Genomic DNA, 20223 nt, shown 5'->3' on the forward strand with positions numbered 1-20223 from the left:
GTAAATCCTTGGTTTGACACCAAAAATCAGTTTCACTAGAGGCTCCTCCACGTTACCCTGCCGCCAAACCATCCCGGAGTGCGCCCCATGCCCCCCATCGAAGACCACCCGCTGCGCTACCGCCTTGCCAACGAGTTGCACGCGCGGCCCTTTCCCTCGATGGGAGTGCCGACCACCGCCGCCTATCTGGCGATCAAGCGCCCCGAGGGGGCGGCGGCCCGCGACCGGCAGGCCGATATGGACCACCTGATTGCCCTGCTGGACCGGCACGGCGCGGCCCACCCGCAACCGGGGGCCACGCATTACTTCGGACGCATCGGGCGGCATATGCTCAAATGGGAAAGCCATACCGAGTTCGTGACCTACACCACCTTCACCGACGGGCTCAGCACGCGTCCCTTCGACCCGGCGGATTTCGAGGTGTTCCCCGAGGATTGGCTGAATGATGCGCCCGGCGTGCGCATCACATCGGCCCTGATCCGCGTCAGCCCGTGGAAAGACAAGGATACCGTGCGCGACGAAATTGCCGAATGGTTCGTCCCCGAAAGCGTCGCCGTGGCCCGCGTGCTGGACGATGCCGCCGTGGTGGCGGGCGATTTCCGCATCGACCCGGCGGGGCACCTGCGCTTTGCCGTCACCGTCGCCCCCGACACGGGCGAGCGCCGGGTGGGCCGGGTGATCCAGCGCCTCTGCGAGATCGAGACCTACAAGGCGATGTCGATGCTGGGCTTCTCACGGGTGCGCGAAATGGGCCCCCGCATGGGCGAGTTGGACAGCCAGCTCAGCCAGATGATCGGTGACATGACCGGCGAGGCCACCCGCGCCGAGGACACCCTGAAAAGCCTGCTGTCGATCTCGGCGGAACTGGAAAGCATGGTGGCGCAATCCTCGTTCCGCTTCGGGGCCACGGCAGCCTATGAAAAGATCGTCAACCAAAGGATCGAGGTGCTGCGCGAAGAACGCTTCGAGGGGCGGCAGACCTTCTCGGAATTCATGATGCGCCGCTATCAACCTGCCATGCGCACCGTCACCTCCAGCAAGGAACGCCTTGACGCCATGGCCGACCGCGCCATTCGTGCGGGCGAATTGCTGCGCACGCGCGTGGACGTGGAACGCAGCGCCCAGAACCAGGCGCTGCTGGAAAGCATGGACAGGCGGGCGGACATGCAGTTGCGCCTGCAAAAGACGGTCGAGGGGCTCTCGGTGGTCGCGATCAGCTATTACGCGGTCTCGCTGGTGGGTTACCTGCTTTATCCGCTGGCCAGAGTACTGGACATCTCCAAGGGCATGATGACCGCACTTGTCACCCTTCCGGTGGTGGCCGTGGTCTGGTGGATGATCCGCCGCATCCGCGAGAAGATGGAATAGGGGAAGTGTCGATTTCTTGAAAAGAAATCGGACCGAAGTCTTTTCAAGACTTCGGCACCACCGGCCTCAGTCGCCCTCGCGGTCCTGCGGGGCATCCGGGTCGGGCTGTCCCACGCCCTTGAAGATGAACTTGAAGGGCAGGATCCAGACCACGCCAAGGCCCACGTAAATCAGGAATTCCAGCCAGATGGCGGGGCGGTCGAACAGGTTCACCACCGTCACCGCCGCCACCACATAGGCCGGCATCCCAATGAGCAGGATCACGAGGGACCAGCGCTTGCGCGCCTTGTAACTCAGGGCCATTTTGCCTCCGGTCGTCAATCCGCGAAGGGGTCTGTCACAAGGATCGTGTCATCCCGCTCCGGTGACGTCGAGAGTAGCGCGACAGGGCAATCGATCAACTCTTCCACCCGGCGCACGTACTTGATGGCATTGGCGGGCAGGTCGGCCCAGCTGCGGGCGCCTTCGGTGGATTCGCTCCACCCCGGCAATTCCTCGTAGACCGGCACGCAGCGCGCCTGTTCCTCGGCCGCCGTCGGCAGGTAGTCCAGCCGCTTGCCGTCCAAATCATAGCCAACGCAGATTTTCAGGGTCTCGAACCCGTCCAGCACGTCCAGCTTGGTCAGGGAAATCCCGTTCACGCCACTGGTCGCACAGGTCTGGCGCACCAGAACCGCATCGAACCAGCCACAACGCCGTTGACGGCCCGTGGTGGTGCCGAATTCATGCCCGCGCTCGCCAAGGCGCTGGCCGTCGGCATCGTCCAATTCGGTGGGGAAGGGGCCTTCGCCGACGCGGGTGGTATAGGCTTTCACGATACCCAGCACGAAATCGATCGAGCCCGGCCCGATGCCGGTGCCGGTGGCCGCTTGCCCCGCGATCACGTTCGAGGAGGTGACGAAAGGATAGGTGCCGAAGTCAATGTCCAGAAGCGCGCCCTGCGCCCCTTCGAACAGGATACGTTTCCCGGCGCGGCGCTTTTCGTTCATCACCTTCCAGACGGGCCCGGCGTATTGCAGGATCTCCGGCGCGATCTCCAACAATTGTTCGATCAGCGCGTCCCGGTCGATCGGTTCCACACCCAGCCCCTTGCGCAGCGGGTCGTGGTGCTGCAAGGCGCGGTCCACCCGCGCCTCCAGCGTCGCGCGGTCGGCCAGATCGGCCACCCGGACCACCCGACGGCCCACCTTGTCCTCATAGGCCGGGCCGATTCCGCGGCCCGTGGTGCCGATCTTGGTGCCCTTGCTGGCGGCTTCCTCGCGGGCACGGTCCAGCTCCCCGTGATAGGGCAGGATCAGCGGCGTGTTCTCGGCGATCATCAAGGTCTCGGGTGTGATTTCGACACCCTGTTCGCGGATCGTTTCGATCTCTTTCAGCAGGTTCCAGGGGTCCAGAACCACGCCGTTGCCGATGACCGACAGTTTCCCGCCCCGCACCACGCCCGAGGGCAGGGCATGCAGCTTGTAGACCTTGCTGTCGATCACCAGGGTATGGCCCGCGTTGTGGCCCCCCTGAAAGCGCGCGATCACATCGGCGCGCTCGCTCAGCCAGTCCACGATCTTGCCTTTTCCCTCGTCACCCCATTGGGCGCCCACGACGACGACGTTTGCCATGATGATCCTCTTGCATGAAACTGCGGGTCAAAACCCGGCACCGTATAGCGAATGCAGCAGGCGGGGGAAACCGCAAACTCGCCCCTGCGGCAAGCTGGACAAGCGGGCGGCTTTGGGCGATGCATCGGGCCGATTGTATGTTTGATGCGGAGGTATACGATGCTTGGGTTTGTTTTGCGCTGGGCGGTGGCCTTTGGCCTGCTGGCGGCCACCTTCAACCCCACGGAGTGGAACTATGCCCGCTGGGCACAGATGAATTTCTCCGATCAGATGCCGCTTGCGGTACTTCTGGGTCTGCTGCTGGCGGTGGGCTATATCATCTACCTGCGCGCCACCCTGCGCTCCATCGGGGGTTTTGGCATGGGGCTGGTGCTGGCCGTCGCGGCGGCGCTTTTGTGGGTGCTTTACGACTATGGGCTTCTGACCTTCGACAACCCCACGCAAAACACATGGCTGGGGCTGGCCGCGCTTTCGCTGGTCCTTGGCATCGGGTTAAGCTGGTCCCATGTGCGCCGCCGCCTCTCGGGGCAGGCGGATATGGATGATGTCGATGAATAGCCTGCTGGTCGCGATCTCGATAACCGCTGTGCTGGTCATTGCCGATGCCTACGGCAGCCTGCGCTATCGCCGTGCTACGGGTGATCGCCTGACCCTGCGCAAGGCCCTGGCGGGGTCTCAGGATCCAAAAGCGGTGACACCCATCTTGAGGCCGGGCGTCGTGATACTGTGCCGCTATGCGTCCTATCTCGGCTTGGCCGTGGTGCTCATCAAGATGGCGCGCCTCTGATTGCCGGTGTGGGTCACGCAAGCCCGCGTGTCGAGACATCCGCATATGAATGATTGGCATCAATATCCCCCCGCCAATTTACAACACATGCGAAACCATGCATGTATGAGGCAATGCCAATCCTTCGGGGAGTGAAAAGCCTTATGATACCCAAACTGCTCATTACCGCCGCAGCGGCCATCGCCCCACAGATTGCCACCGCAGCCCCGCTCGAGGTGCAACCCGTCTCCGAAAATGTCTGGGCCCTTGTCGGACCGATGGCACAGCGCGACGCCGACAACCTTGGCAATAACGCCACCTTCGGCGTGATCGAAACCACCGATGGCGTTGTCCTGATCGATCCGGGCGGGTCGTGGAAGGGCGCGCAGATGATCGACGAGGTGATCGACACCCTCACCGACCGCCCCGTGACCCACGTCATCAACACCGGCGGGCAGGATCACCGCTGGCTCGGGAATGGCTACTGGCAGGCGCAGGGCGCCACGGTGATCGCTTCCGGCGCGGCGGTCGCGGACCACAAGGATCGCGGCTCGATGCAGATGACCGGCTTGTCGAATTTCCTCGGGGCGGAACTTGAGGGCACCGAGCCGCGCTATGCCGATGTGACCTTCGAGACCGATTACACCCTGACCGTCGGGGACCGGACCTTGGACATCATGCATCGTGGGCAGGCCCACACGCCCGGCGACAGCTTCGTGTGGCTGGAAGACGCGGGCGTGATGTTCACCGGCGACATCGTCTATACCGAGCGCCTCCTTGGCAACGGTCCGCAATCCAACGTCAAAAGCTGGATCGACGTCTTCGAGGCAATGGCAGCCTTCGACCCCGCGCATATCGTGCCGGGCCACGGCCACGCCACCACGCTGGAAACCGCGCGTCAGGATACCCATGCCTACCTCGTGAACCTGCGTACGGAAATCGGCGCCCTGATCGACGACGGCGGCGACATCATGGACGCCCCCGCAATCGACCAATCCGGGTGGTCCTACCTTGAGCAATTCGAGAACCTCGCAGGCCGCAACGCCCAGACCACCTATGAACAAATGGAGTGGGAATAACCCCATCTTTCCAGCCGCACCAAGGGATTGCCCCCGCAACCGCGATTGCCGGGTTGCGGGGGACGCGCGAATTGCCTAAGTAGCCCCCTGATGCCAACCGCTCGACAAAGGCCGCCCACATGGAAAACGTCGTCCTGATCATCCACCTGCTTCTGGCCCTCGCCCTGATCGGCGTGGTGCTTCTGCAACGCTCCGAAGGTGGCGGGCTCGGCATGGGCGGCGGGGGCGGCGGCGCCACGGCGGGCCGCTCGGCGGCCACCGCCATGGGCAAGCTGACGTGGATCCTGGCCATCGCCTTCATCACCACCTCGATCACGCTGACCATCATCGCGGCGCAGAAATCGGCCGGCTCCTCGGTGCTCGACCGGATCACCGACGCCCCGGCACCCGCGACCGAAGAGGCCCCGGCGCTGCCCGATGCGGGCGATACCCTCCTGCCGCCCTCGGCAGGGGATGACGCGCCGCTCACGCCGACAGCCGACTAACCACAACGCCTTGAGGGCGACAAAATTGCCGCAACAGTATCTTGCGGTTGGCTTGCGCATGTCGCGCGAATCCTTTATATCTTGAGTCCCGTGATGCTGCGGCCAAAATTGGCCGGTTCGGGCTCATGTCACGCTCAATTTCACGGGGGATGCCAGGCGCATGGCACGTTATATCTTTATCACCGGCGGCGTTGTTTCATCCCTTGGCAAGGGGCTTGCCTCGGCCGCCCTCGGCGCGCTCTTGCAGGCGCGCGGGTTCTCGGTCCGCCTGCGCAAACTCGATCCCTACCTCAACGTCGATCCCGGCACCATGTCGCCCTTTGAACATGGCGAGGTCTTCGTCACCGACGACGGCGCCGAAACCGATCTCGACCTTGGCCATTACGAACGCTTCACCGGCGTCCCCGCCCGGATGACCGACTCGGTCAGCTCGGGCCGCATCTATTCGGATGTGCTCGAAAAGGAACGCCGCGGCGATTACTTGGGCAAAACCATTCAGGTCGTCCCCCACGTCACCAACCAGATCAAGGAGTTCCTCGCCGTCGGCGACGACGAGGTCGATTTCATGCTCTGCGAGATCGGCGGCACCGTCGGCGACATCGAGGGCCTGCCGTTTTTCGAGGCGATCCGCCAGTTCAGCCACGACCGCCCGCGCGGCGAATGCATCTTCATGCACCTCACCCTGCTGCCCTATCTGGCCGCCTCCGGTGAGCTCAAGACCAAGCCCACCCAACACTCGGTCAAGGAACTGCAATCCATCGGCATCGCCCCCGACATCCTCGTTTGCCGCTCCGAACAGCCGATCCCGGAAAAGGAACGCGAGAAAATCGCGCTGTTCTGCAACGTCCGCAAAGAGGCTGTGACCGCCGCCTACGACCTCGGCTCGATTTACGAGGCGCCGCTGGCCTACCACCGCGAAGGTCTGGATCAGGCGGTGCTGGATGCCTTCAACATCTCGCCCGCGCCCAAGCCCGACCTGACCGTCTGGCAGGACGTCTATGACCGCATCCACAACACCGACGGCGAGGTGAAAGTGGCCATCGTCGGCAAGTATACCCAGCTTGAGGATGCCTATAAGTCGATCAAGGAGGCGCTGACCCACGGCGGCATGGCCAACCGCGCCAAGGTGCGCGTCGAATGGGTCGATGCCGAGATTTTCGACCGCGAAGACCCCGCACCCTACCTCGAAGGCTTCCACGCCATCCTCGTGCCCGGCGGCTTCGGCGAACGCGGCACCGAGGGGAAAATCAAGGCCGCCCAATTCGCCCGCACCCGCAAAATCCCCTACCTGGGCATCTGCCTTGGCATGCAAATGGCGGTGATCGAAGCGGCCCGCAATCTGGCCGGGCTGGAGGATGCAGGCTCGGAAGAGTTTGACCACGAGGCCGGGAAAAAGCGGTTTACCCCCGTGGTTTACCACCTCAAGGAATGGGTGCAGGGCAACGAAAAGGTCAAGCGCAAGGTGTCCGACGACAAGGGCGGCACCATGCGCCTCGGGGCCTATGACGCGACGCTCAAGGAAGGCTCCCGCGTGGCGCAGGTTTACGGCACCACCGCGATCGACGAACGCCACCGCCACCGCTACGAGGTGGACGTGACCTATCGTGAGAAGCTGGAGGATGTGGGCCTCACTTTCTCGGGCATGTCCCCCGATGGGCGCCTGCCGGAGATCGTCGAATGGTCCGATCACCCGTGGTTCATCGGCGTTCAGTTCCACCCCGAACTGAAGTCCAAACCCTTTGATCCGCATCCGCTCTTTGCGGATTTCGTAAGGGCGGCTTTGGAGACCTCACGGCTGGTGTGAGGGCAGGGGCCTTTCGCCCTCCCCCTCTGGAGCGACACCGCGTAGGCTGCGCATTCCTGCGCACCACGCCCATCATCGCGCATCGCTGGGCCTGCGGCCCTTGAGGCCGTGCCGGACAATGTCCGCTTTGCGCAGATAGTAATCTTTGCAAAGTTTGGGCGCTTCCCGAAAGAAGACGTTCCATTGAAATGCAGCAAATGACGGCTTCGAGCCCAACCCGGTCCTTGTTTAACGTCGCAGCATCCGTCGTGAAGGGCGGACGGCAGACCCTCGATGCGCATCGCTCGTATGACAGCAATGAGCACGCATTAGCCAACGGTCGCGCTAATGACGTCGGAAGTGATCATGCTTACTTTAGTAAATAGGCTAAGCTTAGCTTATCGAACTACCGTAACAACACATGGACCACGATCAAATACATGATCCTCTAAAAGAATGCGAATTCAAGCTGTCCGCGCGCGCCGACGCGCCATAAATCCCAGACCGCCGACGCCAGTGAGGAGCAGAATGGCAGAGGCTGGAAGCGGGATGACTGCTGTTTCTTCAAACACAAAGTTGTCGAATAAAATACCGTCTCCAGCGATATCCTGCACTTGAGAGAATTCAACTCTATGGATCAAACCTGTTACTGTTAGAGTAGTGGTGTCGGTGGGAGCGCCAGAGGTACCTACATCAACACCAATGATTTGGCTGCTATCAATTAAACTGTCACCCGCGTCGAATGCCAGCAGCTGAAAGCCATTTACGCCTACGTCGTACCCTGTCACGGAGACCGATGATACTCCTGTCGAAAAGACTGCCCCGATTGGATCCGACGGATCTGTGCGATAGCCGGTCTGCGCATGGTAAATGGCTGTTCCAGCAGCACCGGAAATTGCCGGGATAGTATATGCGTCGACGAAGGTAACACCTTGACCGGAGTAAGTTGAGCCGATAGTGACGCCAGAACCCAAGTCATCGAAGTCGATTGAAACTGTGGCCGCGTTCACAACCGAAGAGCAAGATATCAAAGCAGCAGCGAGAATAGCACGCATAGCGTTTTCCTTAATGTTATCCTCCAATTGCATATCAATACCACAGGGTGCCTAACTCTCAATGCCTAAATTTTGTGCATTTCAATAAGGCCAGAGCCGGGTAGGCTACTACTGAGTTCAGGCCGCCAATCGGACATTGGCCTGCAATCCGGATCAACCCGCATCCAAAGGGGGCGAAGATCAGTGGCTTTGTCCCGCACAACGGCCACCTGACCGTCTCGACCCGAAGGTCGGCTCTGACAAGTCCTTTCGTTTCGCGACACGTCCGCTTCGGGGCTGACTGCCGTCATCTAATAGTTAATATTAGGAACGCAGTGTGGGCCCAGCCGGTTGACCGGCAGCTATGCGCAGGGAGCGGACTTTGCAAAGCTTTGGGCGTTTCCGAACAGCAACCTTTCGTCTAGCGTGCAGCGATTGAAGGGATTGATCCTGTTGGACATTTGATCGCGAAGGTCCAGCGCGGAATCAAGGCCGCAGGCCGCCGCGCATCGTCATGCTGAAAGCATGCCTCCGACATGACGCCGCCCCCCGGCACGGCGATTTGGCAAAGCTGAGTGCCCCGCTCAAAGGTTTTTCGGATTTGGCAGGGATAAAGTGCCATAGACCAATTGTCGGATCGCCGCACCGCGGCCCGGCGATGCGCGGCTATGCAATGTCCACTCCGGGGGCTGACACCAGTCATCCGACACCTCCGTCCCCAAGTCTACCATTCGACCACTCACGTTCATCCCTCCCAAATCCACCTCACACCAATCCCGCACCACCAACCCTCCCGCAAACCCGTTAACACCGCCTTGCGCCACCGTGCGGGCCACCCCACGGCGGGGCCTTCTGTCCAATTTGTACATCCCACCTCGGCCCGCCCCCGAGTTCTGTACAAAACCCGCGTACACTCCGTACAAAACGTACAATTTTCGTACGACTCGTACGAAGGGTCCATCGGACCCGCCGAGTTTCGTACGAAAACCGGGGTGTCACCGTACGACTCATACGAAACTCCATGGTCCATTCCGCCTTGCCCTCGGCCTCGCGCGCCCCTAACAATTTCGTATGAGACTTTTATTTCTGGGCGACGTCATGGGACGCGCCGGCCGTCGGGCCATTACCGAAAATCTTCCCAGCCTGCGCAAGGACTTGCGGTTGGACTTTGTCGTCGTCAACGGCGAGAACGCCTCGGGCGGCATGGGCCTCACCGGGGCGCACGCCAAGGGCTTCTTCGAGGCGGGCGCCGATGTGGTCACCCTGGGCGATCATGCCTTTGACCAGAAAGACATGCTGCAATCCATCGAATCCGAGCCGCGGCTAATTCGCCCGCTCAACTTCGCCAAGGATTGTCCGGGCCGTGGTGCACGGGTCTTCGCGGATGCGCGGGGGAGAAAAGTGCTTGTAACTCAGGTGCTTGGGCAGGTTTTCATGAAGCGCTGTTTCGATGATCCCTTCTCGGCCATGGACGCGGTCTTGCGCGCCCATCCCCTTGGTGGCGCGGTGCAGGCCACCCTTGTCGACGTGCATTGCGAGGCCACCAGCGAGAAGATGGCCATGGGCCATTTCTGCGACGGGCGGGCCAGTGTCGTGGTGGGCACGCACACCCACGTGCCCACCAGTGACGCGCAGATCCTGCCCGGCGGCACCGCCTACCAGACCGATGCCGGCATGTGCGGCGATTATGATTCCGTGATCGGTATGCAGAAGGGCGAACCCATGCGCCGCTTCATCACCGGCATGTCCAAATCCCGTTTCGAACCCGCCATGGGAAGCGTCACCCTCTCGGGTCTCTTCGTGGAAACCGACGACCGCACCGGCAAGGCGACGACCATCAGGATGATCCGTCAGGGCGGACGTTTGGAACCCTCGACAGTGTAGTAACCCGCGGCAGGGATAAGCCCTTGTTTTTGAACACATTTGATGCGCTTGCCCCCGCCCGCACCATGGGCGACAATATGTACAAGTAACAAAAGACAGGCCGCCTTGATGCAATTGCTGGAACTTTCTCAAACCGGGCAGGCGGTCATCACGCTTCTCGTGGTGCTTGGCATGTTCGTCCTGTTCGTACGTGAGGTTTATCCGACCGAGGTGGTGGCGATCGGCGGGGCGGCGATCCTTCTGGCCTTGGGGGTGCTGCCCTATGAGGCGGCGCTGAATGTTTTGTCGAATCCCGCACCATGGACGATCGCGGGGTTGTTCATCGTCATGGGGGCGCTTGTGCGGACAGGGGCCCTGGATGCCTTTACCACGCTGGCCGACAGGCAGGCCAAGGTGAATCCCAAGATTGCGATTGGTATGCTCATGGGCTTCGTCGTGATCGGTTCGTCCTTCATGAACAATACACCCGTGGTGGTGGTGATGATCCCGGTCTTCGTGCAATTGGCCCGAACACTCGGTCTCACGGCAAGCCGCCTGCTGATCCCGCTCAGCTATGGCGCGATCCTTGGTGGCACGCTGACCCTCATCGGGACCTCGACGAACCTGCTGGTGGATGGGGTGGCGCGCTCCAAGGGGATGGAGCCCTTTACCATCTTCGAGGTTACGCCGCTGGCGGTGGTCCTCGTTGCCTGGGGAATGATTTATCTATACTTCATAGGGCCTTACCTACTGCCGGATCGCGAAAGCATGGCCGATATGCTCTCGGATCGGTCCAAGATGAAGTTCTTTACCGAGGCGGTCATCCCGCCCGAGTCCAACCTTATCGGGCGCGAGGTCACGGGGGTGCAGCTTTTCAAGCGCGAAGGCGTGCGCCTGATCGACGTGGTGCGCGGCGATACCTCGCTGCGGCGCAACCTCAAGGGGGTAACGCTTCAGGTCGGCGATCGCGTTGTCCTGCGCACCCAGATGACAGAACTTCTGAGCCTGCAACGCAACAAAAGCCTCAAGCGGGTTGATCAGGTTTCGGCGGTCGAAACCTCCACGGTCGAGGTGCTGATCACACCGGGCTGCAAGATGGTGGGCAAGTCTCTGGGTCAGTTGCGCCTGCGTCGGCGTTACGGCGTCTATCCACTGGCCGTGCACCGGCGAAACCAGAACATCGGGCGGCAACTGGATGACCTCGTGGTGCGGGTGGGGGATACCCTGCTGTTGGAAGGCGCGCCCGAAGATATTCAACGGCTGTCGCGGGATATGGACCTCGTGGATGTCTCGCACCCCTCGGCCCGTGCCTTTCGGCGCGGCCATGCGCCGCTGGCGCTGGCCTCGCTTGCGGGGATCGTGATCCTCGCCGCCCTTGGCCTGGCGCCCATCCTGGCGCTTGCGGTGATAGCGGTGGCGGTTGTCTTGCTGACCCGCTGTATCGACGCGGACGAGGCGTTTTCCTTCGTCGAAGGCCGGTTGTTGGCGCTGATCTTCGCCATGCTGGCCGTGGGCGCGGCGCTTGAGGCTTCGGGCGCGGTGCGCCTGATCGTCGATTTCATGGCTCCCGCGCTGATGCTGCTGCCCGGGGTGTTCGTGATCTGGGCGGTTTACCTGCTGACCTCGGTGCTGACCGAACTGGTCAGCAATAACGCCGTGGCCGTGGTGGTGACGCCGATTGCCATTGGCCTGGCGGATGCTATGGGGGTGGATGCGCGGCCCCTTGTCGTGGCGGTCATGGTGGCCGCGAGTGCCAGTTTCGCCACGCCGATAGGATACCAGACAAATACGCTGGTCTACGGGCCGGGGGGCTATCGATTCACCGATTTCATGAAGGTGGGTATTCCTCTGAACCTCAGTATAGGGCTGTTGGCCAGTGCCATCATCCCGCTGATCTGGCCGCTTTAATCCTCGATCGAGCCTTCGAGTACCGCCAGATGCCGCGCGCCGCGATCGGCAAGCGGGCCGGTGCCATCCTTCCAGCGGCGGTGAATCCAGAACCATTGGCCCATGTGCTGCAGGATCATGGTTTCCAGCCGCGCGTTGAATTCGCGTGTCATGGTGACCGCATCACTTGCCGGGATTTCGTCTTCGACGATGATCCGGAAATCCAGCCCGTTGGCCTCGCGTATGGCCCAGACGGGCACCAGCGGAGTGCCGTATTTCAGGGCCATTTCCGCCGTGGCCAGAGAGGTGAGCGCGGGTTTGTCGAAGAACTCCAAAGGCACGCCGTCATGGGCGTTGAGATCGCTCAGGATACCGACACAGCCACCGGACCGCAGGCGCTTGACCATCTGGAGCATCCCGCGGCGGCCCTGTTCGAACAGGGGTTCGCTGATCCGCGCCATGGCCTTCACGTAATGGGTGTTGAAGGGGCGGTTTGCCATCGGGCGGTAAAAGACCCCCATGGGAAACCCCATCTCGATCATCGCAACGCGGGTGGCGTTGATCGAGCCGAAGTGCCCGGTAACAAACAGGATAGGGCGGCCCTCGGCACGGGCCTTTTCAATCAATGGCAGGCCGGGACCTTCGACAGGGGTGCGACGCACGTGATCGCGGAACTCGGGGCTGTAAAGCTCCATCATGTTGCGACCCGCGTTGTTGGTGACCTCTAGGCTCAGGCGCTTGGTTTCATCACTTGGCAGGTCCGGGCAGGCATAGGCTAGGTTTTCGCGCACCCGCTTGTTATATCCGGCCAACGGGGCCAGCACCCGCGAGGTCAGCCAGCCGGCCATGGGAATACGCCAGCGATAAGGCAGCGTGCGCGATAACACGATCGGCGCATATAGCGCCGCACCGGTGAGGCGTTCGCGCAGCGGTATATGCTCGGGCTGGCTTTGGTCACTCATGGGGGGCCTACGGTTGCTCGCTCTGGCGGTGACATACGCCGCGCAGGGTCGGCGCACAAGCCTGTCAGGGTTGCTTCGGCAGGCCAGTTCCAATCATCGAATCTCGGGTAACAAGGGCGGCCAGTTCGGCTTCGTCCATGTTGTCGGTGCCCTCAGGGCGGGCGGGTAGCACGATATAACGCATATCGGCAGTGCTGTCGTGGACGCGAATTTTCGTTTTATCCGATAGTGTTACGCCAAACTCTTCAAGTATTTTTCGGGGTTCGCGCACCGCGCGGGAACGATAGGCCCGTGTCTTGTACCAATCCGGTGGCAGGCCCAGCAGGTTCCGGGGGTAGCAGGAACATAAAGTGCAGACGATAAGATTATGAATTTCCTTGGTATTTTCCACGGCAATCAAGTGCAGGGGCCCGATGTCGAAGCCCATTTCACGACTGGCGGCAGAGGCATCCTCCAGCAGGCGCGCCTTGAAATCCGGGTCAACCCATGCCCGCGCCACTACGGCGGCCCCATTGGCGGGGCTGCGGGCATCCATGGCCTCGATCTGGGCGGTGACCTCGGCGGGCGTCAGGACGCCTTTCTCGATCAGCAGCTCACGAACGGCAATTTCCATGGTTTGCCAATATGTTAGAGGGTGATCGTTATCCTTTCTGTAAGGATGACCAGAGGGGCTTAGGTGGTCGTGTGGCATGGGGTCAGAGCCTTTCCAGCCAGTGCGCGTAAATCTCGGCATCCAGGGTATCGGTGGGGCATTCGGCCTGCTCCCCCCAAACCTCGGCCATGGTAAAGCGTACACGGTAGAGCGGCTTTTCCTCGGCGGGCAGGCCATAGGCCAGTTGTTCTGGGTTGCGAAAGTGGCCGAGCGCGCGTTCGATCACGCCCTCCTTGCCGCGCAGATATGCGGGGGTGCGGACATGCCCGGGGGGCATCATTGCCTTGACGCGGACCCGTTCAGACATCCTGCGCCTCGCCGTAGGTGGGGCCACGGCGGGTGATCTCATCCATCCGCGCGCCAAGCTCTTCGATAGTGTAGGTGCCTGATTCCAAAAGGTTTTGGTTGATGGCCGCGATCCAGCGTTCGTAATAGCTCATGCTCTCGAACGCCTCTTCGCCCATGTCCTCAAGCGCGCGGCGCAAGCCATCCACGGTGAACAGGCCCTTGCCGCCACATAGCACCATAAGGGCATCAACGCGTTTTTCCCAAAGCGCGAAATCGTGGTCGTCCTGACAGATCGGTCCGGCGGGGGTGCCGCCCATGTCGTGCCAGCGTTTTCCTGTTTCTTCTGTCATGGTCAAAGCCTAAGCGGGCATGCTTGGGCTGTCCAGTGGGTCAGCGGTAGAGGTGCAGGCCCGAGAGGGCGACGTCGGCGTTGAATGCCTTTCCGATCGCAACAATTCCTATGCGTCTCAATGACTTGAGGTCCAAAGGTGATGTGATCCGATGGGGTTCGAAATCGCCAAAAGGCAGCTTGATGGTGGTCCATGTATCGGGGGCGGCAAAGCTGTGGCGGTAGGATTGCCATGGTCGGGTCACATCCTTGGTGCGCAGATGGATGTTATAGGTTTCGCCGTTGCCCAAGACCTTCAGCTCAAGACCCCTGTAGCCGCTGGCATCCATGCCGCCTGCTTCCCCCAAATTGCGGGCCATTTGCAGAAAACCGCCGTTATTCTCGGTACTTACATGACCGGTCAGGCGCAGGGCCATGCGCCCTTGCAGTGCCTCATGGCTCAGTTTGCCGTCTGACACACCGCCCATGACCTGATCCGAAACCAACGCCCAATCGCCAACGGTATTGGCGACATCGTCAAGTATTCGTCGGTTGTCGGTCATGGGCTGGGGCCTCCGGTGGATTTCGTACGAGTCGTACGAAGACATGGACGTTTTCGTACGAAAATCCAGCCATGCCGCGACGGGATCGTACGAGTCGTACGAAACGCGGGCGGCGCGCGCGGATCTGTTCAGACTATCTTGCCCGTGAATGGTGCCGGGGTCAGCCGTTCTCGTCGTCGTCTTCCTCTGGCGAGATCAGGGTAATCTCCCCCGCGGCTTCCAGTTGACGGATGGCGTTGACCACCTGGGTCATCGCCTCTTCCCCGTCGCGCGGTTTGACCGTGCCCAGTTCCTGCATCTCCTCGCGCAGGGCTTCGGCCATGCGTTTCGACATGTTGTCGAGGATGAATTCGGCTGCCGGGGCGAGATCACCGGCCGAGGCCGAGGCAAGCGCGGTGACTAGAACCGCCTGGTCCACCTCGCGGGTGAGTTTCGGAACGTCCACCGGGTTCACCCGGTCCGGAATATGAACGAAGGTGAAGATCGCCTTGCGCACCAGCCGTGCGAAATCCTCGTCGGTTTCCTCTAGCCCGGTCAGGACATCGTCGCGCGTCGCGCTGGCGGAGTAATTGAGTATCTCACCGACACGTTGCACCGGGCCGTCGGGAAAGGCCGTGTCGGGCACATCATGCAATTGTGCGGCGAGGGCAAGGCCGATGCGATCCACGGCCTCGGGTGTGACCGCCTCGGTTTGGGAGACCGCATAGGTGATGCGCCGCGCGGTGTCGCCGGGGAGTTTGCCCAGAAGGTCGGCGGCGCGCGCGACGTCAAGTTTGGACAGCATGACCGCTGCGATTTCCGTGCTTTCCCGTTGCAGGATGTCGAGCAGGTCTTCGGCCTCGGCGCTGCGTACCTGCTCCCACGGGTCGCCGAATAGCCTGACGCCGGCCTCTTTCTTGAGGCGGGCGGCGGTTTGCGGGCTGATCCGGCCATCGAGCGCCGAAAGCGCCCCGGCCACGCCATTGGGAAAGGTCAGGCCCATGGCCTCAAGCTCGGAGGCGAATTCGGCCACCACATCGGCCAGCGTGCTGCGATCAACGTAACGCATGGTGCCCATTTGGGTTGTCAGCGATTCCTGCAAGGCGTCGGGCAGGTCGGTCAGCGGCACGTCGGCCCCTTCGTTCAGAAGGAAGCGCACGACGATGGCGGCCTTTTGGCGGCGTGTCAGGCGTGCGGCGGCAGAGGCGGCGCGCGCGGGTGGCGATAGCCGGGCAAGTTGTGTTTGGTCAGTCATCCCTATCCCCAAGCGGCAGTGTCACAGGTAAAATAGGCGGGGAAGGGTGAAGAAATGTCTAAACCCGGCCCGGGGCCGGGACGGTTTCTCAGCTTGTGGTTTGCGGAATGCAGCTACGGCTGTCTGTGTCATAGATCATGCCGTCTGCGCAGGACATGGCGTGTTCCTTGTCCGCGCACATCGCAAAGGCCCCAGCGGACGTGGCCAGCATAAGGGCGGCGGCGGTGAAGATCGTCTTGATGGTCATCGCGTCTCTCCTTTCGGGTGATGGGCCGCAGGATAGCACGGGTGAGGCGTTTCTCAAAAAGCCAAGCGCGCGGGGCCTGTCATTTGCCGCTTTTTAGCGCACGCGCCGCCATGACATCACGGCCAAGGTGCAGGGTATAAGCCTCAAGTTCATGCAGGGCATTGTCGGCCTTGGCCGTATCCTGCCTCTCCACGGCGTCGGTCAGGCGGCTGTGCAAGGTGACGATTTCCTCGCGTGAGCGGGCGGTGAAGGTGATCATGTTCATCAAGGGCTGCATGGCCTCCACCGCGCCGGCCAGTTGGTAGCTGAGCACGGGGTTGTGCGCGGCATCGACAAGGGCGCGGTGCAGGGTCACGTCGGAGGCGCAGAAGGATTCGTCGCTGAGGCCCGGTTGCGATTGGCGGTGAATCTCGGCCCGCATGGTGGCCAGTTGGTCGGGTGTGCGACGCTCGCAGGCCATGGGCGCGCAGGCACGTTCGAGGGCATAGCGCGCCTCGCAGGCGGTTTCGAAGCTGACGGCGTTCATCGACAACAGCAGGGTGGAGGTGGTGATGTGCTGGCCATAAGCCTCTTCATAGGAGAGCCTGCGCACGAAGGCCCCGCCCGAGGCCCCGCGTTGGGTGCGAATGAGTGATTGCGCCGCCAGACGCTTGAGCGCCTCGCGCACGGTGGAGCGGGAGACGTCGAATTGGTCCGACAGTTCCGCCTCGGAGGGCAGGCGCTCATCGACGATCATATCGCCGTTGATGATGGCATCACGGATGGATTTGGCGATCTGCGCCGAGAGGTCGGCCTTGGGGTCTGTCTCGATTTTCATGGAATTGTTTTAATTGTCGGACAATTGGCTTGCAAGGGGGCATTAAATGTCTGACAATTGCCGTGAGTGGAGCGAGTCGCAAGGGAGGGCGGCATGGTTTCGGCGCGGATCAGGCGGATGACCGGGTGGCATTGGCTGTCGCTGTTCGGGGTGATCCTGCTGGCGTGGGGCCTGCTTTATGCCATGGCCTTGCCCGATGAGATGCGCGCGGCGGGCCGGGTGTATGGCGCGGATTTTCTGGCAAGCCTGTGCGCCGTGACGCCCGATGCCGCGGGGTTTTTGCGGGTTACGCTTATGTGGGCGTTGATGTCGGCGGCGATGATGGCGCCCACGGCGCTGCCTGCCTTTGCCACCTATGATGAGCTGTCGCACACCGGGCAGACGCGGTTTGGCGCTTTGGTGGGCGGTTACATGGCGATCTGGCTGGGATTTTCGGTTTTCGCGGCGGCCTTGCAGATGGGGTTCTATCAGGCCGGGCTGGTCAGTGCCTTCGGCGATAGCCGGTCTGGCCTACTGTCCGCCGCGCTGCTGGCCATGGCAGGGCTTTACCAGTTCAGCGAGATGAAAGAGGCCTGCCTGTCCAAGTGCCGCGCGCCTTTGACCTTCTTCATGCAGCACTGGGAGGAAGGGCCTTGGCGCAATGGTTTGCGGCTGGGGGCGGTTTGCCTTGGCTGCTGTTGGGCGCTGATGCTGTTGGCCTTCGTGGGGGGCGTGATGAACATTGCCTTCATGGGGCTGGCGACCGTGATCATGGTGATCGAGAAGCTGCCCGATCTGGGCCGGTGGCTGACGCGGCCCCTGGGCTATGCCTTGCTGATCGGGGCAGGGGTGATGGCGCTGGGCACGGTCACTTGAGATTTGAGACAACGACAGGAAAGGGAGGCTGACATGGCCGAAGGAACACAAACATTGGAAAAAGGCGAGGCGCAGCCGGTTGGCACCGTGCCGTGGAACATCAAGGGCGAGTTGATCCTGAACTGTAACTGCACGGTCTTTTGCCCCTGTGTCGTCAGCCTTGGCAAGCACCCGCCGACGGAAGGCTATTGCCAGGCTTGGGCCGGGGTGCGCATCGACGCGGGCCATTACGGCGACGAGGACCTGTCGGGCCTGAATGTCGGTTTGATGCTGGAAATTCCGGGCTTGATGGCACGGGGCAACTGGAAGGCCGCCGCCTATATCGACGAACGCGCCAGCGACGCGGCATACGAGGCGCTGGTCAATATCTTTTCCGGCAAGGCGCGCGGTACGACGGGCCTGTTCAGCATTCTGGTCAGCGAATTCCTCGGGGCGGAACGTGCGCCGGTGGTCTTTGAAACCGAAGGCAAGGCGCGCCGCCTGATGGTGGGCAAGAAGATTCAGGGCGAGGTCGTGCCGGTCGAGGGCAAGGGCGGCGAGGATATCGTCGTGACCAACACCGAATACTGGATGGGGCCGGACATTACCGTGGCCACCGCCACCCAAGGCCGCGTGCGTGCCTTTGGCCGGGTCTGGGATTTCGACGGGCGCAGCGCGGAAATCTGCCAGATCGACTGGAAAGGCCCGCGCTGATGATGATCGAGCCGGGCTATGTGCGGATGATGGCGCGCTATAACGCGTGGCAGAACCGGCAATTGTCCGACGCCCTTGACGGCGTGCCGCTGGAGGTGCTGCGCGCCGATCACGGGGCTTTCTTCGGCTCGATCCTTGGCACGCTCAATCATATCCTCTGGGCGGATCGCCTGTGGATGAGCCGTTTCGCGCCCGATCTGCAAGCGCCCCCGGAGGGTGGGATCGTCACCAGCACGGAGCTTTGCCCCACCTTCGCGGTCTGGGGGGCCGAGCGGTTTGCCATGGATGGGATGATCGCGCGCTGGGCCAAGGGGCTGCATGCGGTGGACCTGGCAGGCGCGCTTCGGTTCCACTCGCGCAGCCTTGGCCGAGAGGCCCGCAGCCCGATGGCGCAATGCGTAATCCATATGTTCAACCACCAGACCCATCATCGTGGGCAGGTCCATGCCATGCTGACAAAGTCAAAGATCGGGGCGCCGGTGAGTGACCTGTTCCTGATGCCGGAGGAAACTGAATGAACGCACCTTTCCTATCCCTGTCGCGCCGGTTGCGGCGCACGCCCTTTTCCCCGGGCGTGGAGGCGGCGGGCGTCAAGGCCTACACGGTCTATAACCACATGCTTTTGCCAACCGTCTTTCGAAGTGTGGAAGAGGATTATCACCACCTGAAGGAGGCGGTGCAGGTCTGGGATGTGTCCTGCGAACGACAGGTGGAACTGCGCGGCCCGGATGCCGCCCGCCTGATGCAGATGATGACGCCGCGCGATTTGCGGGGCATGATGCCGGGGCAGTGTTTTTACGTGCCGATCGTCGATGAAACCGGCGGGATGCTCAACGATCCGGTGGCGGTGAAGCTGGCCGAGGACCGGTGGTGGATTTCGATTGCCGACAGTGATCTTCTCTATTGGGTGCGGGCCACGGCGCATGGCTGGCGGCTGGACGTGCTGGTGGATGAGCCGGACGTCAGCCCCCTGGCGGTACAAGGCCCCAAGGCCGACGCCCTGATGGCGCGGGTCTTTGGCGATGCGGTGAATGACATCCGCTTTTTCCGCTTTGGCCATTTCGATTTCCAGGGCCGCGACCTGGTGGTGGCGCGCTCGGGTTATTCCAAGCAGGGGGGCTTCGAGATTTACGTCGAGGGCGGCGATATCGGCATGGACCTGTGGAATGCCTTGATGGAGGCGGGCCGCGATCTGGATGTGCACGCGGGCTGTCCCAACCTGATCGAACGGATCGAGGGCGGGCTGCTGTCCTATGGCAACGACATGACCGATGACAACACGCCTCATGAGTGCGGGCTGGGGCGGTTTTGCAATACCCACACGGCGATTGGCTGTGTCGGGCGGGATGCGCTGTTGAGGGTCGCCAAGGAAGGCCCGGTGCAGCAAATACGCGCGCTGGAGATAGAGGGCGACGCGGTGCCGATCTGTAACGACTGGTGGCCGGTGCTGTCGGAAAAGGGCCGCAAGGTGGGGCGGGTGAGTTCCGCGGCCTGGAGCCCGGACCATAAGACCAATGTCGCCATCGGCATGGTCAAGCTGACCCATTGGGACGAAGGCGACGAAGTTGAGGTCGTGACCCCCGATGGTCCACGCAAGGGCATCGTGCACGAGACATTCTGGGCCTGATCAACTGGCCGCAGAAGGCGGGAGCGAGGGGCCAGCCCCTCGCGCTCCCCGAGGTATTTGAACCAAGAAAAAGCAGGGG

At 62.0% G+C, this 20223-nt stretch carries 23 protein-coding genes; 12 read left to right on the forward strand and 11 right to left on the reverse strand.

The window, feature by feature from the left end:
- Positions 1–87 precede the first annotated feature (87 nt).
- The gene (locus tag FDP25_RS15075) at positions 88–1368 is read left to right on the forward strand and encodes a DUF3422 family protein (RefSeq protein ID WP_154154117.1); all 1281 of its coding nucleotides are present in this window, start codon (positions 88–90) and stop codon (positions 1366–1368) included.
- A 66-nt stretch (positions 1369–1434) separates the two neighbouring features.
- On the opposite strand, the gene FDP25_RS15080 is transcribed toward FDP25_RS15075, so the two are convergent.
- The gene (locus FDP25_RS15080) at positions 1435–1671 is read right to left on the reverse strand and encodes a DUF2842 domain-containing protein (protein ID WP_154154121.1); all 237 of its coding nucleotides are present in this window, start codon (positions 1669–1671) and stop codon (positions 1435–1437) included.
- A 14-nt stretch (positions 1672–1685) separates the two neighbouring features.
- Complete coding sequence (locus tag FDP25_RS15085; RefSeq protein WP_154154124.1) at positions 1686–2981, reverse strand: adenylosuccinate synthase; 1296 nt, start codon at positions 2979–2981, stop codon at positions 1686–1688.
- Between the two features lie 159 nt (positions 2982–3140).
- Here FDP25_RS15085 and FDP25_RS15090 point away from each other — a divergent pair, with 159 nt between their 5' ends.
- The 5 genes from FDP25_RS15090 (at position 3141) to pyrG (ending at position 7115) form a co-directional block, all read left to right on the forward strand.
- On the forward strand, positions 3141–3539 hold the full coding sequence (locus FDP25_RS15090; RefSeq protein WP_154154127.1) for a DUF6524 family protein: 399 nt from the start codon (positions 3141–3143) through the stop codon (positions 3537–3539).
- Complete coding sequence (locus tag FDP25_RS15095) at positions 3532–3768, forward strand: hypothetical protein (RefSeq protein WP_154154130.1); 237 nt, start codon at positions 3532–3534, stop codon at positions 3766–3768. The genes FDP25_RS15090 and FDP25_RS15095 overlap by 8 nt, the downstream gene beginning before the upstream one ends.
- A 143-nt stretch (positions 3769–3911) precedes the next feature.
- Positions 3912–4826 carry an MBL fold metallo-hydrolase gene (locus FDP25_RS15100; protein ID WP_172982824.1) on the forward strand — a complete coding sequence of 305 codons (915 nt, stop codon included), beginning with the start codon at positions 3912–3914 and terminating at the stop codon, positions 4824–4826.
- A gap of 119 nt (positions 4827–4945) precedes the next feature.
- Entirely contained in the window at positions 4946–5311 is a 366-nt protein-coding gene (gene secG, locus FDP25_RS15105; protein WP_154154136.1) for a preprotein translocase subunit SecG, read from the forward strand.
- Positions 5312–5471: 160 nt separating this feature from the next.
- Complete coding sequence (gene pyrG / locus FDP25_RS15110; protein ID WP_154154139.1) at positions 5472–7115, forward strand: CTP synthase; 1644 nt, start codon at positions 5472–5474, stop codon at positions 7113–7115.
- Positions 7116–7558: 443 nt separating this feature from the next.
- On the opposite strand, the gene FDP25_RS15115 is transcribed toward pyrG, so the two are convergent.
- Complete coding sequence (locus FDP25_RS15115) at positions 7559–8182, reverse strand: VPLPA-CTERM sorting domain-containing protein (protein WP_154154142.1); 624 nt, start codon at positions 8180–8182, stop codon at positions 7559–7561.
- Positions 8183–9199: 1017 nt separating this feature from the next.
- Here FDP25_RS15115 and FDP25_RS15120 point away from each other — a divergent pair.
- Positions 9200–10012, forward strand: a complete 813-nt coding sequence (locus FDP25_RS15120; RefSeq protein ID WP_154154145.1) for a TIGR00282 family metallophosphoesterase — start codon at positions 9200–9202, stop codon at positions 10010–10012.
- A 108-nt stretch (positions 10013–10120) separates the two neighbouring features.
- Positions 10121–11899 carry an SLC13 family permease gene (locus tag FDP25_RS15125; protein ID WP_154154148.1) on the forward strand — a complete coding sequence of 593 codons (1779 nt, stop codon included), beginning with the start codon at positions 10121–10123 and terminating at the stop codon, positions 11897–11899.
- Here the strand turns inward: FDP25_RS15125 and FDP25_RS15130 are convergent.
- The 8 genes from FDP25_RS15130 to FDP25_RS15165 form a co-directional block, all read right to left on the reverse strand.
- Positions 11896–12840 (reverse strand): lysophospholipid acyltransferase family protein, encoded by a 945-nt coding sequence (locus FDP25_RS15130; protein ID WP_154154151.1) that lies wholly within the window; start codon positions 12838–12840, stop codon positions 11896–11898. The two genes, FDP25_RS15125 and FDP25_RS15130, sit on opposite strands and share 4 nt — an antisense overlap.
- Positions 12841–12904: 64 nt before the next feature.
- Positions 12905–13531: a nitrile hydratase subunit alpha gene (gene nthA / locus FDP25_RS15135; RefSeq protein WP_154154154.1), complete on the reverse strand. Its 627-nt coding sequence runs from the start codon at positions 13529–13531 to the stop codon at positions 12905–12907.
- Between the two features lie 4 nt (positions 13532–13535).
- Positions 13536–13799 (reverse strand): SH3-like domain-containing protein, encoded by a 264-nt coding sequence (locus tag FDP25_RS17420; protein WP_343032082.1) that lies wholly within the window; start codon positions 13797–13799, stop codon positions 13536–13538.
- Entirely contained in the window at positions 13792–14130 is a 339-nt protein-coding gene (locus tag FDP25_RS17425; protein WP_343032083.1) for a ScnB-like protein, read from the reverse strand. The genes FDP25_RS17420 and FDP25_RS17425 overlap by 8 nt, the downstream gene beginning before the upstream one ends.
- Positions 14131–14170: 40 nt before the next feature.
- Complete coding sequence (locus FDP25_RS15150; protein ID WP_154154160.1) at positions 14171–14671, reverse strand: CIA30 family protein; 501 nt, start codon at positions 14669–14671, stop codon at positions 14171–14173.
- Between the two features lie 160 nt (positions 14672–14831).
- Positions 14832–15905: a flagellar motor switch protein FliG gene (locus tag FDP25_RS15155; RefSeq protein ID WP_154154163.1), complete on the reverse strand. Its 1074-nt coding sequence runs from the start codon at positions 15903–15905 to the stop codon at positions 14832–14834.
- Positions 15906–15993: 88 nt separating this feature from the next.
- Entirely contained in the window at positions 15994–16152 is a 159-nt protein-coding gene (locus FDP25_RS15160) for a hypothetical protein (RefSeq protein WP_154154166.1), read from the reverse strand.
- Between the two features lie 79 nt (positions 16153–16231).
- On the reverse strand, positions 16232–16969 hold the full coding sequence (locus tag FDP25_RS15165; RefSeq protein ID WP_154154169.1) for a FadR/GntR family transcriptional regulator: 738 nt from the start codon (positions 16967–16969) through the stop codon (positions 16232–16234).
- Positions 16970–17062: 93 nt separating this feature from the next.
- On the opposite strand from FDP25_RS15165, the gene FDP25_RS15170 reads away from it, so the two are divergent.
- From FDP25_RS15170 to FDP25_RS15185, 4 genes are read left to right on the forward strand one after another with little or no spacing between them, the layout of a single operon-like run.
- Positions 17063–17824 (forward strand): DUF2182 domain-containing protein, encoded by a 762-nt coding sequence (locus FDP25_RS15170; protein ID WP_246175941.1) that lies wholly within the window; start codon positions 17063–17065, stop codon positions 17822–17824.
- A 33-nt stretch (positions 17825–17857) separates the two neighbouring features.
- A complete protein-coding gene (locus FDP25_RS15175) occupies positions 17858–18517 on the forward strand; it encodes a DUF1326 domain-containing protein (protein ID WP_154154175.1) in 660 nt (219 codons plus the stop codon).
- Positions 18517–19035 (forward strand): DinB family protein, encoded by a 519-nt coding sequence (locus FDP25_RS15180; RefSeq protein ID WP_154154178.1) that lies wholly within the window; start codon positions 18517–18519, stop codon positions 19033–19035. Before FDP25_RS15175 ends, FDP25_RS15180 begins: the two co-directional genes overlap by 1 nt.
- Positions 19032–20144, forward strand: a complete 1113-nt coding sequence (locus tag FDP25_RS15185; protein WP_154154181.1) for a dimethylsulfoniopropionate demethylase — start codon at positions 19032–19034, stop codon at positions 20142–20144. The genes FDP25_RS15180 and FDP25_RS15185 overlap by 4 nt, the downstream gene beginning before the upstream one ends.
- Positions 20145–20223: the final 79 nt, after the last annotated feature.

This window comes from Roseovarius bejariae (assembly GCF_009669325.1).
GTDB lineage: Bacteria > Pseudomonadota > Alphaproteobacteria > Rhodobacterales > Rhodobacteraceae > Roseovarius > Roseovarius bejariae.

What these genes read in the sequence shown, in the direction of transcription:
- FDP25_RS15160 (WP_154154166.1), bottom strand. Translation starts at nt 16,152, where the DNA reads ATGACCATCAAGACGATCTTCACCGCCGCCGCCCTTATGCTGGCCACG.
- FDP25_RS15150 (WP_154154160.1), bottom strand. Translation starts at nt 14,671, where the DNA reads ATGACCGACAACCGACGAATACTTGACGATGTCGCCAATACCGTTGGC.
- FDP25_RS15080 (WP_154154121.1), bottom strand. Translation starts at nt 1,671, where the DNA reads ATGGCCCTGAGTTACAAGGCGCGCAAGCGCTGGTCCCTCGTGATCCTG.
- FDP25_RS15130 (WP_154154151.1), bottom strand. Translation starts at nt 12,840, where the DNA reads ATGAGTGACCAAAGCCAGCCCGAGCATATACCGCTGCGCGAACGCCTC.
- FDP25_RS15155 (WP_154154163.1), bottom strand. Translation starts at nt 15,905, where the DNA reads ATGACTGACCAAACACAACTTGCCCGGCTATCGCCACCCGCGCGCGCC.
- FDP25_RS15120 (WP_154154145.1), top strand. Translation starts at nt 9,200, where the DNA reads ATGAGACTTTTATTTCTGGGCGACGTCATGGGACGCGCCGGCCGTCGG.
- FDP25_RS15185 (WP_154154181.1), top strand. Translation starts at nt 19,032, where the DNA reads ATGAACGCACCTTTCCTATCCCTGTCGCGCCGGTTGCGGCGCACGCCC.
- FDP25_RS15180 (WP_154154178.1), top strand. Translation starts at nt 18,517, where the DNA reads ATGATGATCGAGCCGGGCTATGTGCGGATGATGGCGCGCTATAACGCG.
- nthA (WP_154154154.1), bottom strand. Translation starts at nt 13,531, where the DNA reads ATGCCACACGACCACCTAAGCCCCTCTGGTCATCCTTACAGAAAGGAT.
- FDP25_RS15075 (WP_154154117.1), top strand. Translation starts at nt 88, where the DNA reads ATGCCCCCCATCGAAGACCACCCGCTGCGCTACCGCCTTGCCAACGAG.
- FDP25_RS15115 (WP_154154142.1), bottom strand. Translation starts at nt 8,182, where the DNA reads ATGCAATTGGAGGATAACATTAAGGAAAACGCTATGCGTGCTATTCTC.
- FDP25_RS15095 (WP_154154130.1), top strand. Translation starts at nt 3,532, where the DNA reads ATGAATAGCCTGCTGGTCGCGATCTCGATAACCGCTGTGCTGGTCATT.
- FDP25_RS15170 (WP_246175941.1), top strand. Translation starts at nt 17,063, where the DNA reads ATGGTTTCGGCGCGGATCAGGCGGATGACCGGGTGGCATTGGCTGTCG.
- FDP25_RS17420 (WP_343032082.1), bottom strand. Translation starts at nt 13,799, where the DNA reads ATGTCTGAACGGGTCCGCGTCAAGGCAATGATGCCCCCCGGGCATGTC.
- pyrG (WP_154154139.1), top strand. Translation starts at nt 5,472, where the DNA reads ATGGCACGTTATATCTTTATCACCGGCGGCGTTGTTTCATCCCTTGGC.
- FDP25_RS15175 (WP_154154175.1), top strand. Translation starts at nt 17,858, where the DNA reads ATGGCCGAAGGAACACAAACATTGGAAAAAGGCGAGGCGCAGCCGGTT.
- FDP25_RS15165 (WP_154154169.1), bottom strand. Translation starts at nt 16,969, where the DNA reads ATGAAAATCGAGACAGACCCCAAGGCCGACCTCTCGGCGCAGATCGCC.
- FDP25_RS15085 (WP_154154124.1), bottom strand. Translation starts at nt 2,981, where the DNA reads ATGGCAAACGTCGTCGTCGTGGGCGCCCAATGGGGTGACGAGGGAAAA.
- FDP25_RS15125 (WP_154154148.1), top strand. Translation starts at nt 10,121, where the DNA reads ATGCAATTGCTGGAACTTTCTCAAACCGGGCAGGCGGTCATCACGCTT.
- secG (WP_154154136.1), top strand. Translation starts at nt 4,946, where the DNA reads ATGGAAAACGTCGTCCTGATCATCCACCTGCTTCTGGCCCTCGCCCTG.
- FDP25_RS17425 (WP_343032083.1), bottom strand. Translation starts at nt 14,130, where the DNA reads ATGACAGAAGAAACAGGAAAACGCTGGCACGACATGGGCGGCACCCCC.
- FDP25_RS15100 (WP_172982824.1), top strand. Translation starts at nt 3,912, where the DNA reads ATGATACCCAAACTGCTCATTACCGCCGCAGCGGCCATCGCCCCACAG.
- FDP25_RS15090 (WP_154154127.1), top strand. Translation starts at nt 3,141, where the DNA reads ATGCTTGGGTTTGTTTTGCGCTGGGCGGTGGCCTTTGGCCTGCTGGCG.